This is a genomic window from Methylomonas rapida, assembly GCF_024360925.2.
Classification (GTDB): Bacteria; Pseudomonadota; Gammaproteobacteria; order Methylococcales; family Methylomonadaceae; genus Methylomonas; species Methylomonas rapida.
In genome coordinates this window covers 4,546,858-4,569,302 of record NZ_CP113517.1, presented here as the reverse complement: position 1 = coordinate 4,569,302, position 22,445 = coordinate 4,546,858, and the positions used below count along the sequence as shown (strand labels likewise).

25 protein-coding genes are annotated in these 22,445 nt (G+C 51.8%); 17 read left to right on the top strand and 8 right to left on the bottom strand.

The features are described 5' to 3' along the window. The first annotated feature begins 11 nt into the window (after positions 1-11). From atpA to NM686_RS21550, 10 genes are all read left to right on the top strand, one after another. Positions 12-1,553: a F0F1 ATP synthase subunit alpha gene (gene atpA / locus NM686_RS21595; protein WP_255189870.1), complete on the top strand. Its 1,542-nt coding sequence runs from the start codon at positions 12-14 to the stop codon at positions 1,551-1,553. A 12-nt stretch (positions 1,554-1,565) separates the two neighbouring features. Next, positions 1,566-2,429, top strand: coding sequence for a F0F1 ATP synthase subunit gamma (gene atpG / locus NM686_RS21590; protein ID WP_255189869.1), 864 nt, complete (start codon positions 1,566-1,568; stop codon positions 2,427-2,429). 43 nt (positions 2,430-2,472) lie between these two features. Continuing rightward, a complete protein-coding gene (gene atpD / locus NM686_RS21585; RefSeq protein WP_255189868.1) occupies positions 2,473-3,846 on the top strand; it encodes a F0F1 ATP synthase subunit beta in 1,374 nt (457 codons plus the stop codon). 27 nt (positions 3,847-3,873) lie between these two features. Beyond that, complete coding sequence (locus NM686_RS21580; protein WP_255189867.1) at positions 3,874-4,296, top strand: F0F1 ATP synthase subunit epsilon; 423 nt, start codon at positions 3,874-3,876, stop codon at positions 4,294-4,296. Positions 4,297-4,368: 72 nt separating this feature from the next. Then, positions 4,369-5,838 carry a bifunctional UDP-N-acetylglucosamine diphosphorylase/glucosamine-1-phosphate N-acetyltransferase GlmU gene (gene glmU, locus NM686_RS21575; RefSeq protein WP_255189866.1) on the top strand — a complete coding sequence of 490 codons (1,470 nt, stop codon included), beginning with the start codon at positions 4,369-4,371 and terminating at the stop codon, positions 5,836-5,838. Position 5,839: 1 nt separating this feature from the next. After that, entirely contained in the window at positions 5,840-7,669 is a 1,830-nt protein-coding gene (gene glmS / locus NM686_RS21570) for a glutamine--fructose-6-phosphate transaminase (isomerizing) (RefSeq protein WP_255189865.1), read from the top strand. 151 nt (positions 7,670-7,820) lie between these two features. Further along, the gene (locus NM686_RS21565; protein WP_255189864.1) at positions 7,821-8,561 is read left to right on the top strand and encodes a methylenetetrahydrofolate reductase; all 741 of its coding nucleotides are present in this window, start codon (positions 7,821-7,823) and stop codon (positions 8,559-8,561) included. A 272-nt stretch (positions 8,562-8,833) separates the two neighbouring features. Then, positions 8,834-9,097: a hypothetical protein gene (locus NM686_RS21560; RefSeq protein WP_255189863.1), complete on the top strand. Its 264-nt coding sequence runs from the start codon at positions 8,834-8,836 to the stop codon at positions 9,095-9,097. Positions 9,098-9,317: 220 nt separating this feature from the next. Beyond that, positions 9,318-9,524: a hypothetical protein gene (locus NM686_RS21555; protein ID WP_255189862.1), complete on the top strand. Its 207-nt coding sequence runs from the start codon at positions 9,318-9,320 to the stop codon at positions 9,522-9,524. Between the two features lie 234 nt (positions 9,525-9,758). Then, positions 9,759-10,394 carry a YqiA/YcfP family alpha/beta fold hydrolase gene (locus NM686_RS21550; protein ID WP_255189861.1) on the top strand — a complete coding sequence of 212 codons (636 nt, stop codon included), beginning with the start codon at positions 9,759-9,761 and terminating at the stop codon, positions 10,392-10,394. Between the two features lie 218 nt (positions 10,395-10,612). On the opposite strand, the gene NM686_RS21545 is transcribed toward NM686_RS21550, so the two are convergent. Then, positions 10,613-11,395: an alpha/beta hydrolase gene (locus tag NM686_RS21545; protein ID WP_255189860.1), complete on the bottom strand. Its 783-nt coding sequence runs from the start codon at positions 11,393-11,395 to the stop codon at positions 10,613-10,615. 202 nt (positions 11,396-11,597) lie between these two features. Here NM686_RS21545 and rlmKL point away from each other — a divergent pair, with 202 nt between their 5' ends. From rlmKL to NM686_RS21530, 3 genes are all read left to right on the top strand, one after another. Then, positions 11,598-13,841 (top strand): bifunctional 23S rRNA (guanine(2069)-N(7))-methyltransferase RlmK/23S rRNA (guanine(2445)-N(2))-methyltransferase RlmL, encoded by a 2,244-nt coding sequence (gene rlmKL / locus NM686_RS21540; RefSeq protein WP_255189859.1) that lies wholly within the window; start codon positions 11,598-11,600, stop codon positions 13,839-13,841. After that, a complete protein-coding gene (locus NM686_RS21535) occupies positions 13,838-14,110 on the top strand; it encodes an acylphosphatase (protein ID WP_255189858.1) in 273 nt (90 codons plus the stop codon). The genes rlmKL and NM686_RS21535 overlap by 4 nt, the downstream gene beginning before the upstream one ends. Positions 14,111-14,212: 102 nt before the next feature. After that, a complete protein-coding gene (locus tag NM686_RS21530; protein WP_255189857.1) occupies positions 14,213-14,575 on the top strand; it encodes a DUF2513 domain-containing protein in 363 nt (120 codons plus the stop codon). Between the two features lie 336 nt (positions 14,576-14,911). Here NM686_RS21530 and NM686_RS21525 read toward each other — a convergent pair whose 3' ends face one another. Beyond that, positions 14,912-16,246 carry an IS1380 family transposase gene (locus NM686_RS21525; RefSeq protein WP_255188233.1) on the bottom strand — a complete coding sequence of 445 codons (1,335 nt, stop codon included), beginning with the start codon at positions 16,244-16,246 and terminating at the stop codon, positions 14,912-14,914. 14 nt (positions 16,247-16,260) lie between these two features. On the opposite strand from NM686_RS21525, the gene NM686_RS21520 reads away from it, so the two are divergent. Genes NM686_RS21520 through NM686_RS21510 form a run of 3 tightly spaced genes read left to right on the top strand, consistent with a single transcriptional unit; the run spans position 16,261 to position 17,575 of the window. Continuing rightward, a complete protein-coding gene (locus NM686_RS21520; protein WP_269022086.1) occupies positions 16,261-16,974 on the top strand; it encodes a hypothetical protein in 714 nt (237 codons plus the stop codon). 56 nt (positions 16,975-17,030) lie between these two features. Continuing rightward, positions 17,031-17,324 (top strand): DUF4160 domain-containing protein, encoded by a 294-nt coding sequence (locus NM686_RS21515; RefSeq protein ID WP_255189855.1) that lies wholly within the window; start codon positions 17,031-17,033, stop codon positions 17,322-17,324. Between the two features lie 11 nt (positions 17,325-17,335). Beyond that, positions 17,336-17,575 (top strand): DUF2442 domain-containing protein, encoded by a 240-nt coding sequence (locus tag NM686_RS21510; RefSeq protein WP_255189854.1) that lies wholly within the window; start codon positions 17,336-17,338, stop codon positions 17,573-17,575. 83 nt (positions 17,576-17,658) lie between these two features. Here NM686_RS21510 and NM686_RS21505 read toward each other — a convergent pair whose 3' ends face one another. From NM686_RS21505 to NM686_RS21480, 6 genes are all read right to left on the bottom strand, one after another. Further along, positions 17,659-17,916 carry a hypothetical protein gene (locus NM686_RS21505; RefSeq protein WP_255189853.1) on the bottom strand — a complete coding sequence of 86 codons (258 nt, stop codon included), beginning with the start codon at positions 17,914-17,916 and terminating at the stop codon, positions 17,659-17,661. Between the two features lie 218 nt (positions 17,917-18,134). Further along, positions 18,135-18,932, bottom strand: a complete 798-nt coding sequence (gene trpC / locus NM686_RS21500; RefSeq protein WP_255189852.1) for an indole-3-glycerol phosphate synthase TrpC — start codon at positions 18,930-18,932, stop codon at positions 18,135-18,137. 184 nt (positions 18,933-19,116) lie between these two features. Next, entirely contained in the window at positions 19,117-20,133 is a 1,017-nt protein-coding gene (gene trpD, locus NM686_RS21495) for an anthranilate phosphoribosyltransferase (RefSeq protein ID WP_255189851.1), read from the bottom strand. Between the two features lie 28 nt (positions 20,134-20,161). After that, positions 20,162-20,623, bottom strand: a complete 462-nt coding sequence (locus tag NM686_RS21490; RefSeq protein ID WP_255189850.1) for a DUF411 domain-containing protein — start codon at positions 20,621-20,623, stop codon at positions 20,162-20,164. A 69-nt stretch (positions 20,624-20,692) separates the two neighbouring features. Next, complete coding sequence (locus tag NM686_RS21485; protein ID WP_255189849.1) at positions 20,693-21,112, bottom strand: secondary thiamine-phosphate synthase enzyme YjbQ; 420 nt, start codon at positions 21,110-21,112, stop codon at positions 20,693-20,695. A 51-nt stretch (positions 21,113-21,163) separates the two neighbouring features. After that, a complete protein-coding gene (locus NM686_RS21480) occupies positions 21,164-21,553 on the bottom strand; it encodes a hypothetical protein (protein ID WP_255189848.1) in 390 nt (129 codons plus the stop codon). 158 nt (positions 21,554-21,711) lie between these two features. Here NM686_RS21480 and NM686_RS21475 point away from each other — a divergent pair, with 158 nt between their 5' ends. Then, the gene (locus tag NM686_RS21475) at positions 21,712-22,362 is read left to right on the top strand and encodes a glutathione S-transferase family protein (RefSeq protein ID WP_255189847.1); all 651 of its coding nucleotides are present in this window, start codon (positions 21,712-21,714) and stop codon (positions 22,360-22,362) included. Positions 22,363-22,445 lie beyond the last annotated feature (83 nt).

Sequence of the window (22,445 nt, the reverse complement as noted above, 5' to 3'; positions counted from 1 at the left end):
GGGAAAATAAAATGCAATTAAATCCATCTGAAATAAGTGATCTGATCAAGAAGAAGATCGAGAATTTCGACGCCCAACTCGAGGCGCACTCGGAAGGTACCGTCGTCAGCGTCACTGACGGTATCGTTCGTGTACATGGTTTAGCGGACGCGATGCAGGGCGAAATGCTGGAATTTCCTGGCGGCTCTTATGGCATGGCGCTGAACCTGGAGAGAGATTCCGTCGGCGCGGTAATGCTGGGCGAGTACAAACACATCTCCGAAGGCGATACCGTCAAATGCACCGGCCGTATTTTGGAAGTACCGGTTGGTGATGCAATGCTGGGTCGCGTCGTCGACGCCTTGGGCAACCCGATTGACGGCAAGGGGGCTATCGATACCGATCTGACCTCCCCTATCGAAAAAATCGCGCCGGGCGTTATTGCCCGTCAGTCAGTCGACCAGCCAGTACAAACCGGCCTGAAATCCATCGACTCGATGATTCCAATCGGTCGCGGCCAACGGGAATTGATCATCGGTGACCGCCAAACCGGTAAGACCGCGATTGCAATCGATGCGATCATCAACCAAAAAGGCACCGGCATCAAATGTATCTACGTCGCGATCGGCCAAAAACGTTCATCGATTGCCAACGTGGTGCGTAAACTGGAAGAGCATGGCGCAATGGCGCACACCATCGTCGTCGTTGCCTCGGCTTCCGAATCCGCGGCTTTGCAATTCATCGCCCCGTACGCCGGTTGCGCGATGGGCGAATATTTCCGCGACAAAGGCGAAGACGCGCTGATCATCTATGACGACTTGACCAAGCAGGCTTGGGCTTATCGCCAGATTTCATTATTGTTGCGCCGTCCGCCGGGTCGTGAAGCGTATCCGGGGGACGTGTTCTACATCCATTCACGTCTGTTGGAGCGCGCCGCGCGTATCAATGCCAATGAAGTCGAAAAGTTGACCGGCGGCAAGGTCAAAGGCAAAACCGGTTCGTTGACCGCCCTGCCGATTATTGAAACCCAAGGCGGCGACGTATCCGCATTCGTACCGACCAACGTGATTTCGATCACCGACGGCCAGATATTCCTGGAAACCGGTCTGTTCAACTCGGGCATCCGTCCCGCGGTGAACGCGGGTCTGTCGGTGTCGCGGGTAGGTGGTGCGGCGCAAACCAAGATCATCAAAAAACTGGGCGGCGGTATCCGTCTGGACTTGGCGCAATACCGCGAATTGGCGGCCTTTGCCCAGTTCGCTTCCGACCTGGACGAAAGCACGCGCAAACAAATCGAGCGTGGTCAACGCGTGACCGAACTGATGAAACAAAACCAGTATGCGCCGATGTCGGTCGCGGACATGGCTGTTTCATTGTATGCGGCCAATGCCGGTTTCCTGGATCCTGTCGATGTGAAAAAAGTACGCGATTTCGAAGCGGCCTTGTTGTCGTTCATGAAAGCCGAAGAAGCCGACTTGATGGCCAAAATCAACGAAAAAGGCGACTATAACGACGACATTCAAAAAGGCATCCACAGTGCCATTGAACGTTTCGTCAAAACAAGCAGCTGGTAAAAGGATAGTCCCATGGCAGTTGGCAAAGAGATACGTGGCAAGATCGCGAGTATCAAAAATACTCAAAAGATCACCCGCGCCATGGAAATGGTGGCCGCGAGTAAAATGCGCAAAACCAGAGACCGCATGCAGGCGACGCGCCCTTACTCGAAGAAAATCAGTCAGATCATCAATCATCTGTCGCACGCCAATCCGGAATACAAACATCCGTATATGGGCGAGCGTGAAGTGAAGCGGGTGGGCATCATCGTCATCAGTTCCGACAGGGGCTTGTGCGGTGGTTTGAATGCGAATTTGTTCCGATTGATTTTGAATGCAATGCAGAAATGGAGCGAGCAAAACATCGAAATAGATGTTGCAACGATTGGCGGCAAAGCTGCTTCATTTTTCAGCAATATCAATGCGAATGTGGTCGGCCAGGTATCCAAGCTGGGTGATACCCCGCATCAAATGGATATCGTCGGGGTCATCAAAATCATGCTGGATGCCTATGAGCAAGGCCGGATCGATCAGCTGCATGTGTTCAACAACGAGTTTGTCAACACCATGACGCAAAAACCGGTAGTGACCCAGTTGTTGCCGGTGGTGGCGAGCGAGCTGGAGCAAGATATCAGCGGACAATGGGATTATCTGTACGAGCCCGGTGCGCAGACCGTTCTGGATACCCTGCTCAAACGCTATGTTGAATCCATCGTTTACCAAGGCCTGGTGGAAAACAATGCCTGCGAACAGGCAGCGCGCATGGTCGCCATGAAGAGCGCATCCGATAACGCTGGAAACATCATCAAAGAATTGCAACTTGTGTACAACAAAGCCAGACAAGCGGCAATCACGCAGGAAATTTCGGAAATTGTTGCGGGAGCCGCGGCTGTTTAACGCATTTCACAAGTTTAGATAGAATTTAAAAGAGGACGACACAATGAGTTTGGGTAAAATCGTTCAGATTATCGGGGCGGTCGTAGACGTGGAGTTTCCACGCGAAGAAATGCCGAAAGTATATGATGCGCTAAATGTCGACGGCGGATTGGTACTGGAAGTGCAACAGCAACTGGGTGATGGCGTGGTACGTACCATCGCGATGGGTTCGACCGATGGGTTGAAGCGTGGCATTAATGTCACAAACACCCGCGAAGGCATCAAAGTGCCGGTCGGTAAAGCGACTCTGGGCCGTATCATGAACGTGCTCGGTGAAGCGATCGACGAAAAAGGCCCGATCGGCGAAGAGGAAAAATGGGTCATCCACCGTGATGCGCCGACTTATGACGAGCAAGCGCCGGCCAACGAATTGCTGGAAACCGGCATCAAGGTCATCGACTTGGTCTGCCCGTTCGCAAAAGGCGGTAAAGTCGGTCTGTTCGGTGGTGCCGGTGTCGGTAAAACCGTCAACATGATGGAGCTGATCCGCAACATCGCGATCGAGCACTCGGGTTATTCGGTGTTTGCCGGTGTCGGCGAGCGTACCCGTGAAGGTAACGACTTCTATCACGAAATGACCGACTCCAACGTTATCGACAAGGTATCGCTGGTGTACGGGCAGATGAACGAGCCACCTGGAAACCGTCTGCGCGTGGCTTTGACCGGTCTGACCATGGCGGAATATTTCCGCGACGAAGGCCGTGACGTGTTGTTCTTCGTCGATAACATCTACCGTTATACGCTGGCCGGTACCGAAGTATCCGCCTTGTTGGGTCGTATGCCGTCCGCGGTGGGTTATCAGCCTACTCTGGCCGAGGAGATGGGTGTACTGCAAGAGCGTATTACCTCGACCAAAACCGGCTCCATCACCTCGATTCAAGCGGTTTACGTACCGGCCGACGACTTGACCGACCCGTCGCCTGCTACCACCTTCGCGCACTTGGATGCGACCGTGGTATTGTCGCGTCAAATCGCCGAGCTGGGTATTTACCCCGCGATCGATCCTTTGGATTCCACCAGCCGTCAGCTGGACCCGTTGGTCATCGGTCAGGAGCATTACGACACCGCGCGTCGGGTACAAGGTATTCTGCAACGCTACAAAGAACTGCGCGACATCATCGCGATCTTGGGTATGGACGAGTTGTCCGAGGAAGACAAACTGACCGTAGCCCGTGCCCGTAAGATTCAGCGTTTCTTGTCGCAACCTTTCTTCGTGGCCGAAGTATTCACCGGTTCGCCAGGCAAATACGTTTCACTGAAAGATACCATTGCCGGCTTCAAAGGCATTATCAACGGTGATTACGATAATCTGCCGGAGCAAGCGTTTTACATGGTCGGCACCATAGACGAAGCCATTGAAAAAGCCAAAGGTATGTAAGCCGACTCATTAGAGGAGAGTTTTGATATGGCTATGACCATCCATGTAGACATCGTCAGCGCCGAGCAGGAGGTTTTCTCCGGTTTGGCGGAGATGCTGTTCGCACCCGCGGAGTTGGGCGAAGTGGGCATTGCCCCTCGCCATGCACCCATGATCACCCGTTTGAAACCGGGTGAGGTACGGGTAAAAATTTCCGACAAGGAAAGCCAGGAATATTACGTTTCCGGCGGCTTGCTGGAAGTGCAGCCGCACGTCGTCACCGTATTGGCCGACACCGCGATACGCGCTCACGACATCGATGAAGCGAAGGCTTTGGAAGCCAAGGCGCGCGCCGAAGAAATGTTGAGCGACAAATCCGGCAAGTTTGATTATGCTATGGCGCAAGCTCAACTGGCTGAAGCCATCATGCAGCTGAGAACGCTGGAAAGATTGAGAAAACGCGGTTCGTAACAAATCGCCCTCGTTGACACATAAGCCCGATAACGCCAGCGTTCATCGGGCTTTTTTGTTTTAAGGAATGTCATGTCTATAAAAACCATTATTTTGGCAGCAGGTCAGGGTACCCGGATGCGTTCGGCGCGACCAAAAGTATTGCACGAAATCGCCAACAAAGCCTTGTTGCAGCATGTTTACGAAACCGCGGCATCGTTGGAAGACAATAAGGTTTACATCATCTATGGCCACGGCGGCGAAACCGTCAAACAGACTCTGTGCGACCTCGATGCGACCTGGATTGAACAGAAGCAGCAACTGGGTACCGGGCATGCGGTACAGCAAGCCATTCATCATGTCGAAGACGGCGACACGGTTTTGATCTTGTATGGCGACGTCCCTTTGCTGAAGGCGCAAACGATACAAACCTTGTTGAAAAAAGTCAGTGCGGCCTCCTTGGCTTTATTGACCGTTACCCTGGATGATCCCACGGGATACGGGCGTATTGTTCGCGACAAGGATCACGCGGTGATCAAAATCGTCGAACAAAAGGATGCCAACGAGGCCGAGTTGTTGATCAACGAGGGCAACACCGGTATTCTGGCTTGCAAAGGCAATCAATTGAAGCAATGGCTATCCCGGTTGCGTAACGAAAATGCTCAAAATGAGTATTACCTGACCGACATCATCGAAATGGCGGTGGACGATGGCTTGACGGTGGAAACCACGCAAGCGGGTAGTCAAGACGAGGTGCTAGGGGTCAATAATCGGGAACAACTCGCACATCTGGAGCGCGTGTATCAGTTCGAGCAAGCCCAACGTTTGATGGAAAAAGGCGTGACATTGCGCGATCCCAACCGGATCGATGTCAGAGGCTCGTTCGCAGAATTGGGGCAGGATATCGATATAGACATCAATGTGATTTTCGAAGGCATCAACCGCATTGGTTCCAATGTCAAAATTGGTCCGAATTGCCTGATTAAAAACGCGACCATAGCGGAAGGCGTGGAAATTTTGGCCAATAGCGTGATCGAAGATGCGGTCATTGGCACCGGCAGTCGTATCGGACCCTTTGCGCGTTTACGGCCAGAAACCGAGTTGGCGGATCAGGTACATATCGGTAACTTCGTCGAAATCAAAAAAACTAAGGTTGCCAGTGGCAGCAAGATCAATCATCTGAGCTATATCGGCGACAGCGAGATCGGCAGCAAGGTCAACATCGGCGCTGGCACGATTACTTGCAATTATGACGGGGTGAACAAGTTCAAGACGATCATAGAAGACGGCGCTTTCATCGGTTCCGACACGCAACTGGTGGCGCCGGTGACCGTGGGCAAACATGCGACCATAGGTGCCGGTTCGACGATCACCAAGGATACGCCAGCCGAACAATTAACCTTGAGTCGCGCTAAGCAGATCAGCATAGAAGGCTGGAAACGTCCCAGCAAGGCGGAGATTGTTCCAGACAATCTTCCGCACTCCTTACATCCTTGTAAGTCGGCAGAAACTGTTCCAGACAGTTCTCTGCACTCCCTACATCCCTGTAAGTCGGAGAAATAATATGTGTGGCATAGTCGCAGGTATAGCTCAACGCAATGTCGTGCCGATTTTGATAGAGGGCTTGAAGCGCCTGGAATATCGTGGCTACGACTCGGCCGGATTGGCCGTGATCGATCAAGGCGAGATATACCGGAAAAGGGAGCTAGGCAAAGTCAAAGGACTGGAGGCGCTGATTGCCGCGGATCCGATCCAAGGCATGATAGGCATTGCACATACGCGCTGGGCCACGCACGGCAAGCCCAGCACTCAGAATGCTCATCCGCATATCAGCAGCCAGAAAGTTGCGGTAGTACACAACGGCATCATCGAAAACCATGATCGCCTGAGGACATCGTTGCAACAAAACGGTTATCAGTTCACGTCGGAGACCGATACCGAAGTCGTGGTGCACAAAATCGCGGAACAGTTGGCGATTGACAATGATTTGCTGGCTGCCGTCAAGTCGACCTTGCCCCATCTGGAAGGCGCTTATGCCTTGGGTGTGATGTACAGCGATAGGCCTGATACCTTGATCGCCTGCCGTAAAGGTAGTCCATTAGTGATTGGGGTTGGCATCGGCGAATTTTTCATTGCGTCCGATATTGCCGCCCTGCTGCCGGTTACGCAACGTTTCATATTCCTGGAAGATGGTGATGTGGCCGAATTGACGATAGACAACTTGGTGATCTACGACAAAGACGGCGCTCGGGTCGAGCGGCCTGTCGTGGAAAGCCAGTTGAAAGCCGATTCGGTGGACAAAGGCAAATACCGCCATTTCATGCTGAAGGAAATTTACGAGCAAGCCTGGGCGGTTTCGGAAACTCTGGAAGGCCGTTTCATCGGCAACCGCTTGCAAGATTCCGCATTCGGCCATCAGGCGGCCGAAGTGTTCGATCAAATAAAATCGGTACAAATCCTGGCTTGTGGCACCAGTTATCACGCCGGACTGGTTGCGCGTTACTGGTTCGAAAAACTGGCCAGAGTGCCGTGCTCGATCGAAGTGGCCAGCGAATTCAGGTACCGCAATCCGGTCATTTCGCCGGACACTCTGGTCGTCACGATCTCCCAGTCTGGCGAAACCGCAGATACCCTGGCCGCGTTGCAGGAGGCGAAAAAGCTGGGTGTGAAACATTCCCTGGTGATATGCAATGCGCCGGAAAGTTCGCTGGTCCGGGAGTCAGATCTGGTCATGATGACCCGTGCCGGTCCGGAGATAGGTGTCGCCTCGACCAAGGCTTTCACCACACAATTGGTAGCGTTATTGATGTTGGTCATTGCCGTCGGTCGTCGTTTTTCGTTGACCAAGGAATGGGAGGAGCTAATCGTTTCCGAATTGTTTGGCTTGCCGGGCAACATCGAAAAAGTTTTGCAACTCGATGAAACGATAGAGCAACTGTCCCAGCGATTCGCCGACAAACAGAATGCCTTGTTCTTGGGGCGCGGCACGCATTATCCGATTGCGATGGAAGGTGCGTTGAAGCTGAAGGAGATTTCCTACATTCACGCGGAAGCTTATCCGGCTGGAGAATTGAAGCATGGTCCGTTGGCTTTGATCGACGCCGAAATGCCGGTTGTCACCGTGGCGCCAAACAACAACTTGCTGGAAAAACTGAAATCCAACATTCAGGAAGTCAGTGCCCGCGGCGGTCAATTGATCGTGTTCATGGATGGGGCCTTGGGCGAAAGCGATGACGAGAACGTGCAAATCATCAAGATGCCCAGCGTCGCCAATATCATCTCGCCCATCATCTACACGATACCGCTGCAATTGCTGTCTTATCACGTCGCGGTATTGAAAGGCACCGATGTCGACCAGCCGCGCAATCTGGCAAAATCAGTGACGGTGGAATAGCACGGACCTGCTTTTTGCCATCAATTTTTGTGCCCTTGCCATTGGGTTTGCTTGTATGGCGAGTTTTGTCCCCTCCAATGGGGGCAAAAGCTCTTCATGCCAGGGAGGCCCGGGGTGAGAGTCGTTAAATATCTAACATTGCCAGTATTTGATGAACATTTCCTTCGAAATCGTACCTCGTAGCTTAGAAGCTTTTCACGAGCAGTATGCCTATGTGCAAACCTTGGACAAAGGTATCAACCTTATCAACGTACCTGACATCCAGCGATTCGAAACGCGCAGTTGGGAACTGGCCACACGCATTGATCGTGGCAAATATCGCTTCATTCCGCATTTTCGGGCGATAGATTTCAAGATTGAGAGCGGCGAGTTGTATCGTGTCATCGAACAATACCAGCTCGACAATGTCTTGCTGGTCACGGGCGATCCGCCGGAGGGCTTGAAGCGCGCCTATTACAACACCGACGTCGTCGATTTGATCCGTGCGGTGCGTCAGCGCTTCCCGCAGTTGAATATTTATGCGGGTTTTGACCCCCATCGGCAGGGGTTGCAGGACGAATGTGACTATACGCAACGCAAGGCCGATGCCGGCGCGACGGGCTTTTTCTCGCAACCTTTTTACGACCATCGCTTGATTGAAATCTACGCCGAGCACATGGAAGGCCTGGAAACCTATATTGGCATCAGTCCGATCACGACGTTGGCTTCCAAGCATTACTGGGAAGTTAAAAACAAGGTCAAGTTCCCGAAAGACTTCAGACCCGATTACGACTGGAATGTAGAGTTCGCCAATCAGGTCATCGCTTCAGCGGTCAGCAACGGCTGGAACGTTTATTTCATGCCGATTCGGATTGACTTGAACAAGTATTTCGCGCGGATAAATTTACTTTAGTCGCGTTCTTGCTCTTGGAAATGCCTAAAGGCACACTCCTGAAAAGGCGAGAACGTTTTGTTGCCATTCGTGAAACGACATCCAAGTTAGGGCAACATCCCTGTATGCAAATCCCTTTGCTGTATCCAGAGTGATCGGATCAAGTAGTTTTTTAAGCTTGGTTTGTGAAGTCGGGAACTGGTTTTATTTATATTGATTCGATATTATATTAGAAATCATACGAAAATCCAGAATTCCTGAACTCAATCGAACCACCAGAAAGAGAGGTTGTCATGACCAAACTCATAGAAATCAAGCGCGACGCATGGAGTCCAAGTCGGAGAATTGCCATTATCGGCATTGGTGAGCGTGATTATATTGTCGACAAAACACCGGTCATGATCAGGCGCATGGAACTCGATAGACACAAGATCGAGCTCTTAATGCGCTTACCGCATGAAAACTTCGTTCGCCATGTGCAAGCGATGCTGGATGTTGGTCGAATTTCCGGCTTTAAAGGCGTGGAAGAGGCTTGCCGACAATGCAATGATTATTAGGTTTTATATGTTGGCTTTGAGTCAATGTCACACAAGTCATTGATTTATGTCAAATATGGCATATAGGTGTCATGTTTGTCATTTTAAGAACGGATTACGTTGGCTATTTTGATGTAGTTGCTTGTTTGTCAATTTATGTGATTGTTTTCAAAATATTTTGAAAACGTGGCTTAGCTTATGCAAAAAACTTGTCAAGTTAACCAACCGAAGGGTGGTCGTCATGGAATCATTCAATGAAACCCTTGATGAATATGTCGAACGTTTTGCCTTCATCGAAGCATTAAGTCGGGAGTTCATCGGCATGAGGGGATGCGGCGTTTATGCCTTGCTTTCGCCATCGACCGTAGACCAACTGTTCAATAAATATCTGGAATTAGGTGTCTCGGTCAGGACGTTTGCCCGGCAGTTCGCGATGAAAATGGTATAAAGCGGCGATGATGTCACTGATAGAAACCGGTGAAGGCGATTGGAATTTGCCGGTTTGCGAAGGTCGACACGATCCCTGGCCTTAACCCCTGCCCTACCAGAATCAATCTTCCGATGCGCATTCCGGTGGTTTTTTCATCCACGGCTTGATTGTATCCGGAACGCTTTTTTGAGTAGTGCCCGCTAGAATTGCATAGATTGCAGGCGGTTGGTTTTGGCAATACATAAGTGAATCATGCGAAAAGTACCAGCAATGAACAACAAAGCCATAATCTACTTGCATGGCTTCAACTCCGCTTCCTTGGATCTAAGCGGCAATTTACTGACCAATAAGGAAAAGCTTCGGGTTATGCGGGATTTTTGCGCGGACAAGGGCATTGTATTTTTTACACCGAATGTCGACTACCGTGATTTCCAAAATCTGCTGGAGGACATGCTGTTTGAATGGAATCAATTGCTTGATCAAGGTTATGACGTGATATTCATGGGGTCGTCGATGGGTGGCTTTGCTAGCGAATATCTGGCGATGAAGACCGGATGCAAGACGATCATGATCAATCCTGTATCCAGTCCAAGCGATTTGCTGCCGCAATTCATCGGCGTGACCGAAAACTATGAGACCGGGCAACCTTACCTGTGGGAGCAACATCACTGCGACCAGTATCTGCAATATCAACAAGAGCTGGGCAACAGCAAGCAGGCAATAGACAGGACGATTTTGTTGGATATGGCCGATGAGCTGCTCGATGCCAGGCAAACGTTATCGAAGTATCGGGCTGTTGCCAAAATTGTGGCATATGAAGGCGGCTCGCATGGGTTTGAACACATGCGGCAAGCTTTGCCTGTCGTGGAGCAAGTCCTCTTTTCATGAGGATCTTCGTTTGAACTCGCCCGCCCCCATCCGGCCCTGGAGCCACCGAACATATGAGAAGATGCCGTGACAATGCGGATGCTGGCCAACAGGCAAAAAAAATCCGGCTTGGAGCCGGATTTGAAGGAGGATTTATTGCAATGAACTTCTGCAATGGCTGTATGTTATCAGTGTTTGCTTATATTATGAATGTGGCATATCGTCGCGTGCCGAATGGGTTAGTGATCGATAAATTGCATGACTTGTTGCCACCAAGGCTGCCCTTGGTCCATGGGCAGTGAATTGTGTCCCGCATTTTCAAAGCGCCAGAGTTTCTTGGTTGCCGGTAAACCATCGAACAAAGCCAGCGTCCTGTTATTCGGGATGACCTCATCCTGTTCCGCCATTATCAATGCAATCGGTCCATGGAAGTCGCGAAGCTTGGCGGCGGTGTCGTATTTATCCAGGATCAACCAGCGAGCCAGAAAAAACCAATAATGATGTTGAGCCACTTCGGACATGGAATCGAACGGAGTGATTAACAGCAATCCTTTCACGGGAACCTGTTTTGAAGCTGCTATGCCGGCAACCACCCCGCTGCCCAAGGATTCGCCACACAAGAACAAAGGTCCCTTGAATGCCTCTGCCGCCATTTTGGCAGTGGCAATGCCGTCTTGGATCAGCGTCGCTTCGGTAGGCGAACCGCTGCGGGTACCGTAACCCGGATATTCGGCGATGACGACACGATAGCCTTGCATTTGCAAGGCGTCGAGGAAATAGGTGCGATGCACTGCGGAGCCCGCATTACCATGAAAAACCAGAATCGTTCCTTTTTCATCGAGAGGCGGCACTTTGCTGATCAAACCACGCAGATCGGCCGCCGCTGGCCAAGGCTGCAAGTTTAACCGAGTCAACATTTCGGCGTGGCGCGACGGCGTCATGCGAGCAGGAAAGTACATCATCTTGCGCTGCAGCAAGAAAACCGCCAACAGCATCAGCAAATAAGTCAGTAACAGAGTCATAACAGGTTTCTTGTTCATAATAATGATCCGGGCTGGATTTTGTCCGCCGCCCATCAGGCTGGTCGACAATATGGATTGGCGGGTATGCCGGGCGGCCCTTGCGCATCGACGTAACGATATGACGTGTCGCATCCGTTAAATTTTCCCGCGATGCGAGCACTCTTGGTATGCTTGTCGGCCGCTCAATTCTTAGTCGCAAATCATGACGCAATACCAACTCTTCGCCACCACGCCCAAAGCGATGGAAGGCATTCTGGCCGCCGAAATCGAAGCGCTCGGTGGCCAACACGTGCAACAAAAACTGGCCGGCGTGGCCTTTGTGGGCGATTTGGCCCTGGCTTACCGGGTGTGCTTGTGGTCGCGTACCGCCAACCGGGTCTTTCTGCCTTTGAGCAGCTTCGAAGTCAAATCCCAGCAGGATTTGTACGACGGTGTCAAGCGCATCAACTGGTTCGAACACATGAAGCCCGACGACAGCCTGGCGGTGTCGTTTAGCGCCAAGAATAGTCCGGCCATCAACAACACCCATTTCGGCGCACAAAAGGTCAAGGACGCCATCGTCGACCAGATGCGAGCCAAGTTCAACAAACGCCCGAATGTCGATACCGAGCGTCCCAGTATTCGCATCAACGTCTATCTGCATAACGAAACGGCGCAACTGAGCCTGGACTTATCCGGCGAGAGTTTGCACAAGCGCGGCTACCGCGATGTCAGCATTGCGGCGCCAATCAAGGAAAACCTGGCCTCGGCGATCTTGTTGCGGGCCGGCTGGCCCAAAGTCGCGGCCCAAGGCGGCTCGTTGCTGGACCCGATGTGCGGCTCCGGCACGATGCTGCTGGAAGGTGCAATGATAGCCGCCGACATGGCGCCTGGCTTGCAGCGCGACTATTTCGGCTTTCTGGGCTGGAAGAAGCACAACGCGGCGCTGTGGCAAAACTTGCTGGACGAAGCCAAACAACGGCGCGAGGCTGGATTGGCTAAATTGCCAGTCATCGTTGGTTTTGATCAAGACAGGCGCACCGTGGCGACGGCCTTGCAGCACGTCGAAAACGCCGGCTTATCCGGCAAAATCCATATCGAAAAACGCGACATCGCCGATGCGTCGGCGGCGGAAAGCTGGCCCAAGGGCCTGATCGCCTGTAATCCACCCTACGGTGAGCGTCTAGGTGATGAGGAGCAAACGGCAGCATTGTATCGGCAGTTCGGTGACGTGTTGAAAAGTCGCTTTGCAGGCTGGCAGGCGGCGATGATCATCAGCAATCCGGAACTGGGTTTTAGGCTGGGCATACGCTCGCAAAAGCCGGTCACCTTTTTCAACGGTGCGTTGGAGTGCAAGTTGCTGCGTTTCAATATCGAGGAAAAAGCCTTTTTCGAGCCCAAGGCCAAGTCGCAGCAGGAACGTGTCGAGCAAATCAGCCGCAAGGCGCAAACCGAGCAGCCCGACAGGCAAGCCGAAATGTTCGGCAACCGCCTGCGCAAGAATCTGAAAAAGCTCGGCAAATGGGCCAAGCAGAATCAAGTCAATTGCTACCGGCTGTACGACGCCGACTTGCCGGAATACGCAGTGGCGGTGGATGTTTACCAAGGCGAAGCTTACCGCTCCCAGCTCACGCCCCTCGCCTACATCCCTGTAGGCGACAAAACTTGGGTCAACGTGCAGGAATACGAATCGCCGAAAACCATCGATTCCGCTAAGGCCAACCAACGACTGGCCGGGGCAATGGCCGAAATTCCGAAAGTCTTGCAAATTCCGGCAGACCAAGTGTTTTTGAAAATCCGCCGCAAGCAAAAGAGCACGGACCAATACGAAAAACTCGGCGACCGCGGCCATTTTCATGTGGTCGAGGAAGGCGGCTGCAAGTTCTGGGTCAATTTCGAGGACTATCTGGACACCGGTCTGTTCTTGGATCATCGGCCGATACGCTCGATGATTCAGCAGCAGGCCAGGGGCAAGCGCTTCTTGAACCTGTTTGCCTATACCGGCAGCGCGACTGTGCATGCGGCGGTCGGCGGCGCGGTTTCCAGCGTCACGGTCGACATGTCCAACACCTATCTGGACTGGGCCAAGCGCAATTTCGACTTGAACGGCATCCGCGGCGACCACAAGCTGGTGCGGGCCAATTGCGTGCAGTGGCTGGCCGAGCAGGCCGCTTTAAAGCAAAAACCGCAGTTCGACCTGATCTTCCTCGATCCGCCAACTTTTTCCAATTCCAAGAAAATGGACGAAGCCTTCGACGTGCAGAACGACCACGTACAATTGCTAAAAAACGCCGCCGCATTGCTGGCGCCGGGTGGTGTGTTGTATTTCTCGACCAACTTCCGCCGCTTCAAGATGGACAAGGAAGCCTTGCAGGATTTGAACATCGAAGACATCAGTCCCTCGACCATCCCCGAGGATTTCGCCCGCGACCCAAAAATTCATTACTGTTGGAGGATCACCCGATGAAGGAATGCTTGCACATCATCGTCAAAGGCAAGGTGCAAGGCGTGTATTTCAGAGCCTACACGCAAAAACAGGCGGTCAAGCATAACTTGAACGGCTTCGTCAGAAACCTGCCGAACGGCGACGTCGAGATCGTCGCCGAGGGCGATAGGAACGATTTACATGCCCTGGTGACATGGTGTTACAAAGGCCCGCTGCTGGCCAGAGTCAAACAGGTGATGGCCAATCCGCATCAGGCTGGCGAGGTTTTCGAGGGGTTTGAGATTCGGTAGGCTTGTACGCATCACGTACCTTTTGGGCTTTGGCATATTGGAAATTTTTGAAAATGGTACGCGATGCGTACCCTACGTGACTTGTTAGAAAACGGTGAACACATGAAGCGCGATATGGAGCTGATCAGAAAAATCCTGTTCTTTCTTGAGACTCGTCCATTCCTCAAGACTGAACTTGATCTTCCTGTAGAAGGCTATGAACAAGACGTGATTCGTTATCATGTTCTTCTGCTAGCACAAGCAGGTCTGGTCGATTACGAGCCCGAAATAAGCAAAACTGGACGGATAATCAGAGCGCACGTTCTAGGCTTGAATTGGGCTGGTCACGAGTTCCTTGATGCTGTTCGATCTGAGAAGGTATGGAAAAAACTAGTAAAATATGCAAAAGACAAGGGTGGCTCGCTGCCATTCGATTTGCTCAAATCGCTTGGCGTTGAACTCATCAAAGAGTCTTTGAAGCCATGATTTATAACACTACTATCAACAGGGATGTCCAAATAGCCCTTTGCGAGTTGTTTGGAAACCCATTACCTATGACGCTAGAGTTATCAACGAGGAACTATGAAACATAAACCTGAATCCGTGACTCCACATATTGCCAGACCTTTTATTCGTCATACTCTTCCAAAATTCGCTGAATTTAAAAGTGTGGTCCGGGCAATCGAGTTTAACGGCTAGAAATGCAGCGTATTATCTGGAATATTTTCCCTGCATGATTCAATTTGATGGACTTTAGGCGCAGGATTCCCAAGCCACTGTGAATTTGCGGCGTTGTGCTATCGATGGCAGAGCGATCAGTCGCTAGCCGGCGGCGAGTTTGGCGTAGGTGGATTCAAAAGCGATGAAACCGGGACAGCTCTGTGAAAAGCGCAGCTTCAGCCGGTGCCCGCTACGGATGAGTCGCGCGGCCAGATACATCAGTTCCTGGATCACGGTTTTGATACGCCGCCGCTTGGCAGGATGCCTGACCGGGCTTTGTTCGCCCAGCAAGCCGATCAGGCCTATCCAGCGCAGGATGTTGTAGCTATAGGCGCTGAGGCTCATGATCAGGTCGTTGGTGGCAAACTTGCCGGATGGCAGGCGCTCGATATCCAGATCGGTCTTGAATTCGCTGTGGAATTGTTCAGCGGTGGCATGGTCGCGATAGAGGGCAATAACCATGGCATCGTCGTAATCGGCCACCGGCAGACTGGTCCACCAGCCTTCGATTTCGATATCCGGTAGCACGAGGGCTTGGCCTTGAGCCGTGATGGTGCGCTCGGTGATTTGCATGACCCTGCGACAGGTATAGGTTTTACCGTTGCGAGTGTGTTGCTCCATGACACTGAACAAGGCCACGCGTTTGCCTTCGCGCGGTGTGGTCCACTGGCCGTGTTGTTCGGCGTAGGCCAGCCAGGCGTCGGCATCTTGTTTACGCGGGTTCCATTTGATGATGAAATCGACCTGATCGGCTTCGTGTAAGTCGATGCGATTGTCGAGCGCGTCGTGACCGCCATCCAGCCGGACCAACAAAGGCAAAGTCGTCAAACGTTTCGCGGCGGCGAGTCCGCGCTCCAGCGCATAGCGGAATTCGTATTGGCAATGCTGCTTGCCTTCGCGCAGTTCATTACCAATACACCAGCCCTCTTTACCCAGATAGAGGGCAATCGGGGCGTAGCCGTCAAAACCTTTGTAGGTTCGGGAGACGCCTTCTTTGCAGGTTTTTTCGTTGTTCATGGGGTAAACATCGATATCCAACGCGACATGGCCTGTGGCTAACGGCGTTACCGGCACCTGGGCGTGAGCCAGAAAATCGAGGTTGCTTTGATAAATGATCGGTAATAAGGCGTCGGCGTGTTCATCCAGTCGCTGTCTGAGGCGGGCGCTGGAGGGTACTTGATGAATGGCGAGCGCGGCTTTGAAATAGTCGTCGTCGCGATGGTTTTCGATGGCTTCGAAGTCGCTTTTGCCCAGGCTAAGGGTGCCTATATAGCTTTTGATAATATCGGCGTGAGCAATACCGTGCCGTAGCGGAATACCTTTTTCCAGCGCCTGATTGAGCTGGCCATATTGATTCAAACATAAACCGACCAAGGCTAATCCAGAATGGCTGGTATAAAATTCAGTTTCAGATTGCTCCAGGATAAACCGCTTCATGAATCACTCGCCGGGTGAATGGAAGAATAGCGGTATTATCCCAGAATAAGCGTTTTAAATCATTGCGTTGCGGCCGTGGATGGCCTTTTAAGTCACGGATTCAGGATAAACTTTGGATTTTACTGGCTTTAACGTGTATTGGTTGTTCGGGTAAATTGGATTACGTCAGACCAACAACCGCCTCCAAACTAAATAACTCCATCACGATAAGTGCTCCTAGAGATGCAGTTTGGAATGCTACCGTTCCAAAGCTTGGAAAACAGTTTTTTGTGATAAACAATCTCGATAAGAGTTCAGGTTTAATAAATCTAAGTTATTCCGGCGATCCCGAAAACTATGTAGATTGTGGACGCATAATATCTTATGTCAGCAATGCCCGAGGAGAGAGAACCTACGACTTTCCAGCATCGAAGGCTGATCAGCAATATGAGGTAATGTCCGGAAATTTGTTTTTATTTCACAGAAAAATGAGCCTTGATGGGCGAATCAATTTGATATTTGAAGAATTATCACCAAGCGAAACAAGGGTTACAGCAAACACAAAATATGTCCTATCTAGGATAATTACAGTTAATGGGGTGTCTGGTGGCATTCCTCAAACAAACACCGACTCCATTTCATTTATTTCTGGAGGAAATGCTGCTTTTGCTGCCATGTCAGATGGTCGAGCCACAGAATGCATAGCGACCGGCAAATTGGAGTCAGAAATTTTGCAGGCTATTCAGTAACTTAAACATACCGTTCAAGCAACCCATAAGGCGGAACACGAAAGTGGTTCCGCCGGATGAAATTGGATAATCAGGAAATTGCTTTGCCTACCATATCGACGTTTTATGGAATTATTATTCGCATGTATTTTGCGCCTGGTGAACATCCGCCACCGCACTTTCATGTCTACTATGCCGAATATACAGGGACGGTCGATATACGCACCTGTGAGTTTATAGAAGGAAATTTACCAAGAAAGCAAACAAAACTGGTGTTGGCGTGGGCCGAATTACATCAAGAAGAGCTTATGCGTGATTGGCATTTGGTTATGAAAGGCGAGGAGCCTTTAAAAATTCAACCTTTGCAATGATAGGAGGATTTATGTATCCATCGGTAAAAACTGTTGTTCCAAAAGATGATTACTTGCTTGATATAAGCTTTAGTAACGGCGAAAGCGGTGAATTGGATATGAAACCCTATCTGGATTTTGGCGTTTTTAATCGAATTAAAGACTACCGCTCTTTTGAAAAGGTTGCAGTTGCTTTCGATACGATTGAATGGGAGGCAGGCGTCGACCTTGATCCTGAGTTTGTTTACGATAAATGTAAGAAAATCCGGTAGGCTGGGTAGAGCAACGCGAAACCCAGCATAAAAGCCATCAAGCTGGGTTTCGCTTTCACTCAACCCAGCACAAATTAAGACAATTATTTCACGATTTCCGCGGCGGCCGCTTTCAATTTGGCTTCATCGCCTTGGACGGCTTTCATCATCGGATTTTGAGATTTTTTAGCGCCGGCTACCAATTCATCGGCGGTTTTGAATTTGCTTTTCAAGGCGCTAACGTCCGGCGCGACTGAACCGTTGTGACAGCCTTTGCAAGTATCCGCTTCGCCGGCGACCGCCAGGGTTGGCATGACGGTAACGACAGCGAATGTAGCCATGGCTAACAGAAATTTTTTCATGTTTAGTCTCCTCGTATTGATAGTGCTAGTAAATCTAGCGTTGACGTTTGAACGTTTTCTCGTTGTGGTTTTGCCTGTTCAAACGATGGGGCGTGGATGAATTACTCCATCCACGAAAAAATTTCTATCACACCCTAAATGGCAAAGCAAATTCTTCGGCTTCGAAACGCTAGATTTTTTTGAGAAGTCTGAAAAATAAGGGAGATACTCCCGTTCGATTAAAAGAACAACTCCCGCATCTTCAGGCCCGGCCGTTCGGCGCGCATGAAGGCTTCGCCGACCAGGAAGGTGTAGATGCCGTTGTCTTGCATCAGTTTGACGTCGGCCTGGGTGTGGATGCCGCTCTCCGTGACGATCAGTTTGTCGGCCGGGATGGCGTTTTTCAGGTCCAGCGTGGTCTGCAGCGACACGTCGAAGGTGCGCAGATTACGGTTGTTGATGCCTATCATGTTGCCGTCCAATTTCAATGCCCGCTCCAGCTCCTCGGCATCATGTACTTCGACCAGCACATCCATGCCCAAACCGGTCGCGGTGTCGTGCAGTTCCTTCAACATTGCATCGTCCAAGGCGGCCACGATCAGTAATACGCAGTCCGCGCCCAAGGCGCGGGATTCGTGAATTTGGTAAGGGTCTATCATGAAGTCCTTACGGATCACCGGCAGCGGGCATTTGTCGCGCACCATCTGCAGATTGGCTTCCGAGCCTTGGAAAAACTCCTTGTCGGTCAAAACAGACAAACAACTGGCACCGTTCATCGCGTAATCGACCGCGATGTCGACCGGCTTGAAGTCCTCGCGGATCACGCCTTGGCTGGGGGAAGCCTTTTTGATTTCGGCGATGATGGCGGGTTTTTGCGCGTCGGCCTTGCCGCGCAAAGCCTGATAAAAGCCGCGCGGTCCCTGCACGCCGCCGGCGATTTCCTGCAGCATGGAAATCGGGGTGTTGGCCTTGCGGCGAGTCACTTCTTCGGCTTTTTTGGCCAGGATGGTTTTTAAGATGTCGGGAGTATCGGTCATGGTTTTTCTGGAAATTAAATGAATGTAAACTATTGATCTGTAGCTCGTGGCGAATTCGCCGCACAAAGAATGCTTTTATGGTTCCCATGCTCTGCGTGGGAACGCCTACAGGGACGCTCCAGCGTCCGGAACCGCGGAGCGGTTCATGCTGCATTCCCACGTGGAACGTGGGAACGATGTCTATCTAAACGGTTTTCGAGTAGGCAACCATCGCCTCGAATTTGGCCAGCGCGCTGCCGTCGGCTATGACCAGCTGTGCGCGCTCAATGCCGTCGGCCAGCGTGTCGGCCAAATCAGCCGCGTAAATCGCCGCACCGGCATTCAGCGCCACGATGTCCAAAGCCGGGCCGGGCTGATTATTCAGCACTGAACGGATGATCGCCAGGCTGGATTGCGCGTCGGTGATCGCGAGACTAGCCAGGCTGGCGCGCTGCAAACCGAATTGCTCCGGCGTGACACGGTAGCTCGTCACTTGGCCGTTTTTCAGTTCGGCCACATCGGTCGGCGCGGCGATGCTGATTTCGTCCAGGCCGTCTTCGGCATGTACGACCAGCACATGGCGGCTGCCGAGTTTTTTCAAGACTTCGGCGACCGGCACCAACCACTGCTTGTCGAATACGCCTATGAGTTGATGCGGCGCATTGGCGGGATTCGATAATGGCCCGATCAAATTGAACAAGGTCCGGACGCCCATCTGCTTGCGGGCGTTGACCGTGTGGCGCACGGCGCTGTGATGCTTGGCGGCGAACAAAAAGCCGACGCCGATTTGGTTGACGCAATCGGCCACTTGTTCGGCCGGCATATCCAGATTGATGCCGGCGGCTTCCAACACGTCGGCGCTGCCGCAGTTGCTGGATACCGAACGATTGCCGTGTTTGGCGACCTTGCCACCGGCCGCCGCGACGACGAAGGCGGAGGCCGTGGAAATATTGAAGGTATTGGCGCCATCGCCGCCGGTGCCGCAGGTGTCGATGACATGTTCGCCCTGCACCGACACATGACGCACCAGCTCACGCAGCACCTCGACGGCCGCGGCGATTTCCTCGACCGTTTCACCCTTGCAACGCAAGGCAATCAAAAAGCCTGCGATTTGGGCATCGGTCAATTCGCCGGCCATCATCGCATGCATCACGGCGCGCATTTCGGCGCTGGCGAGGTTTTGTTTGTCCAGCAGTTTTTGTAAAGTGGCTTGGATCTGCATCAGCTTATTAAATTGGACGTGTCAGATTTTATTGGCCGGCTTTATGCTCGGAAAACACCTGCACGTTGCCGGCGCTGTCGAACGAAACCACGTCATAATCGTCCGCTTTGCCGCCCATTTCCATGCCGGGGCTGCCCATCGGCATGCCGGGCGCCGATAAGCCGACGACCTTCGGCTTGGTTTCCAGCAACTTTTGAATATCCGCCGCCGGCACATGGCCTTCTATCACATAGCCATCGACGATCGCGGTGTGACAAGACTCCAGATTTTCCGGCACGCCATATTTTTTCTTGATGGCCTGCATGTCGTCGCTGACGATGTCTTTAACTACGAAGTGACTTTGTTTGACGTGCTCTATCCATTTGCCGCAGCAGCCGCAGGTCGGGCTGCGGTAGACAGTCATTTCCTTATCGGCGACGGCTTCCTCGGCCTGGCCGGCCAGACTGGTCGCCAACAGCATGGCGCTCAACAAAATTTTTACGCGTTTCATCAGAATCCCCCGTGTTGGCATTGTAAACACGGCTATTGTACCTTGCCGGGATACCAATTGGGCAAAGCGCTATTCGCCTTGCAGGGTCAGCACCAAGGCGCGGCTACCGCCATGATTACGATGTTCGCACAAATAGATACCCTGCCAGATGCCCATGTTCAAACGGCCGTTGCTGACGGGTATGCTGAGGCTACATCCCAATAGACTGGCCTTGAGATGCGCCGGCATGTCGTCGCTGCCTTCGTCCCTATGCTGGTAATAAGGCTGATCCTCGGGTACCGCATGATTGAAATGGCTTTCGAAATCGACGCGCACGGTCGGGTCGGCGTTCTCGTTGATGGTCAAGGAGGCCGAGGTATGCTTGATGAAGACATGCAACAAACCTACTTTGACTTCGCGCAATTCCGGCAACTGCGAGACGATTTCATCGGTAACCAGATGAAAGCCTCGGTTTCTGGGTTTTAATCGAATCTCTTTCTGGCTCCACATATATTTTGCATTTGCTGGATGTGATGGCGAGCGGGTTGGCCGGATTGGCAGTTAGAAAGCATGTTTCAGCAGGGTAAGACTTATCCAGCCAAAACCGAGCGTCGTGATCAGAAAGCTTGCCAGCGAAAAAATTTTCCAGTGAGCTTTATTCCAAAAATCCGGATCGAAAGCCGCAATCACGAAGATCGTCGGATTGGCGAAACCGCCTATCGCCACGCACCAGCAGGCCAAAACCGGCAAGTCGATGCCCATCCCAAAAAATGCCAGATTGAACAAGGCCATCAGCGCATAATCGATGTGCCCCCGGATCATGGCTTTGTAATCGACTAAAAACTTGCCGTCTATGCCTTCAATAGGAAACCAGCGGGCGAAGGTCATTAGCCATGCGGACAGCAACAGCGCCGCGATACAGGCGACAGCGCCTATCAATAAAATACTCATGAAATCCTCGATGCAAAAATGGATGGATTTGGTTCAAAAAACAAATAGCGTAAGAAATTCTGTTAGACTTTTTTCGGTCGCCGATTTTGCTTTCTGCCCCGGGATTTGAAGGGGGCTTTGGGCGCTCGCCACCGTTTCTCAATCTTTGGAGACTTCACATGATCACCTTGTATGGAATCGCCATCAGCAATTATTACAACAAAATAAAGCTGGTGCTGTTGGAAAAAAACATTCCTTTTGCCGAAGAAGCCCTGCCGCCCGGCCAGAGTGATGCGGTATTGAAACGCTCCCCGCTCGGCAAAATCCCGTTCATCAAAACGGCCGACGGCTATCTATCCGAATCGCAGGCGATTCTGGAATATCTGGAAGACGCCTTTCCGGAGCATTCGCTTTATCCAGCCGACGCCTATGAGCGGGCGAAATGCCGGGAATTGATCCAGCATATCGAATTGAATGTGGAACTGATCGCACGGCGTATTTATGCCGAAGCTGTTTTCGGCGGCAAAGTTTCTCAAGAAACCAAGGATGAGGTATTGGGCAAAGTCGAGGCAGGTTTGAGCGGTTTGGCGCGTTTGCTGAAATTAACCCCCTATGCGCTGGGTGGGCATTTCACCGCCGCCGACGTCGTTGCCTGGCCGCATCTGCAATTGGTGTCATACGCTACCCAGCAGATTTATGGGCGGGATTTGGTCGCCGAGCATATTCCGGGTATAGGCGCTTACATGCAATTGATCGAAAGCCGGCCGCATGCGCAAAAGGTTGGTGGGGATAGGGCGGCGGCACTGGAGGCGTTTTTCAAGAATCGGTAAACGTGGCAGGTTACATACCGCATACCATTCGGGTTTGAATATCCGTAAACCGACACGGTATGCGTGTATAACCTACATCACCA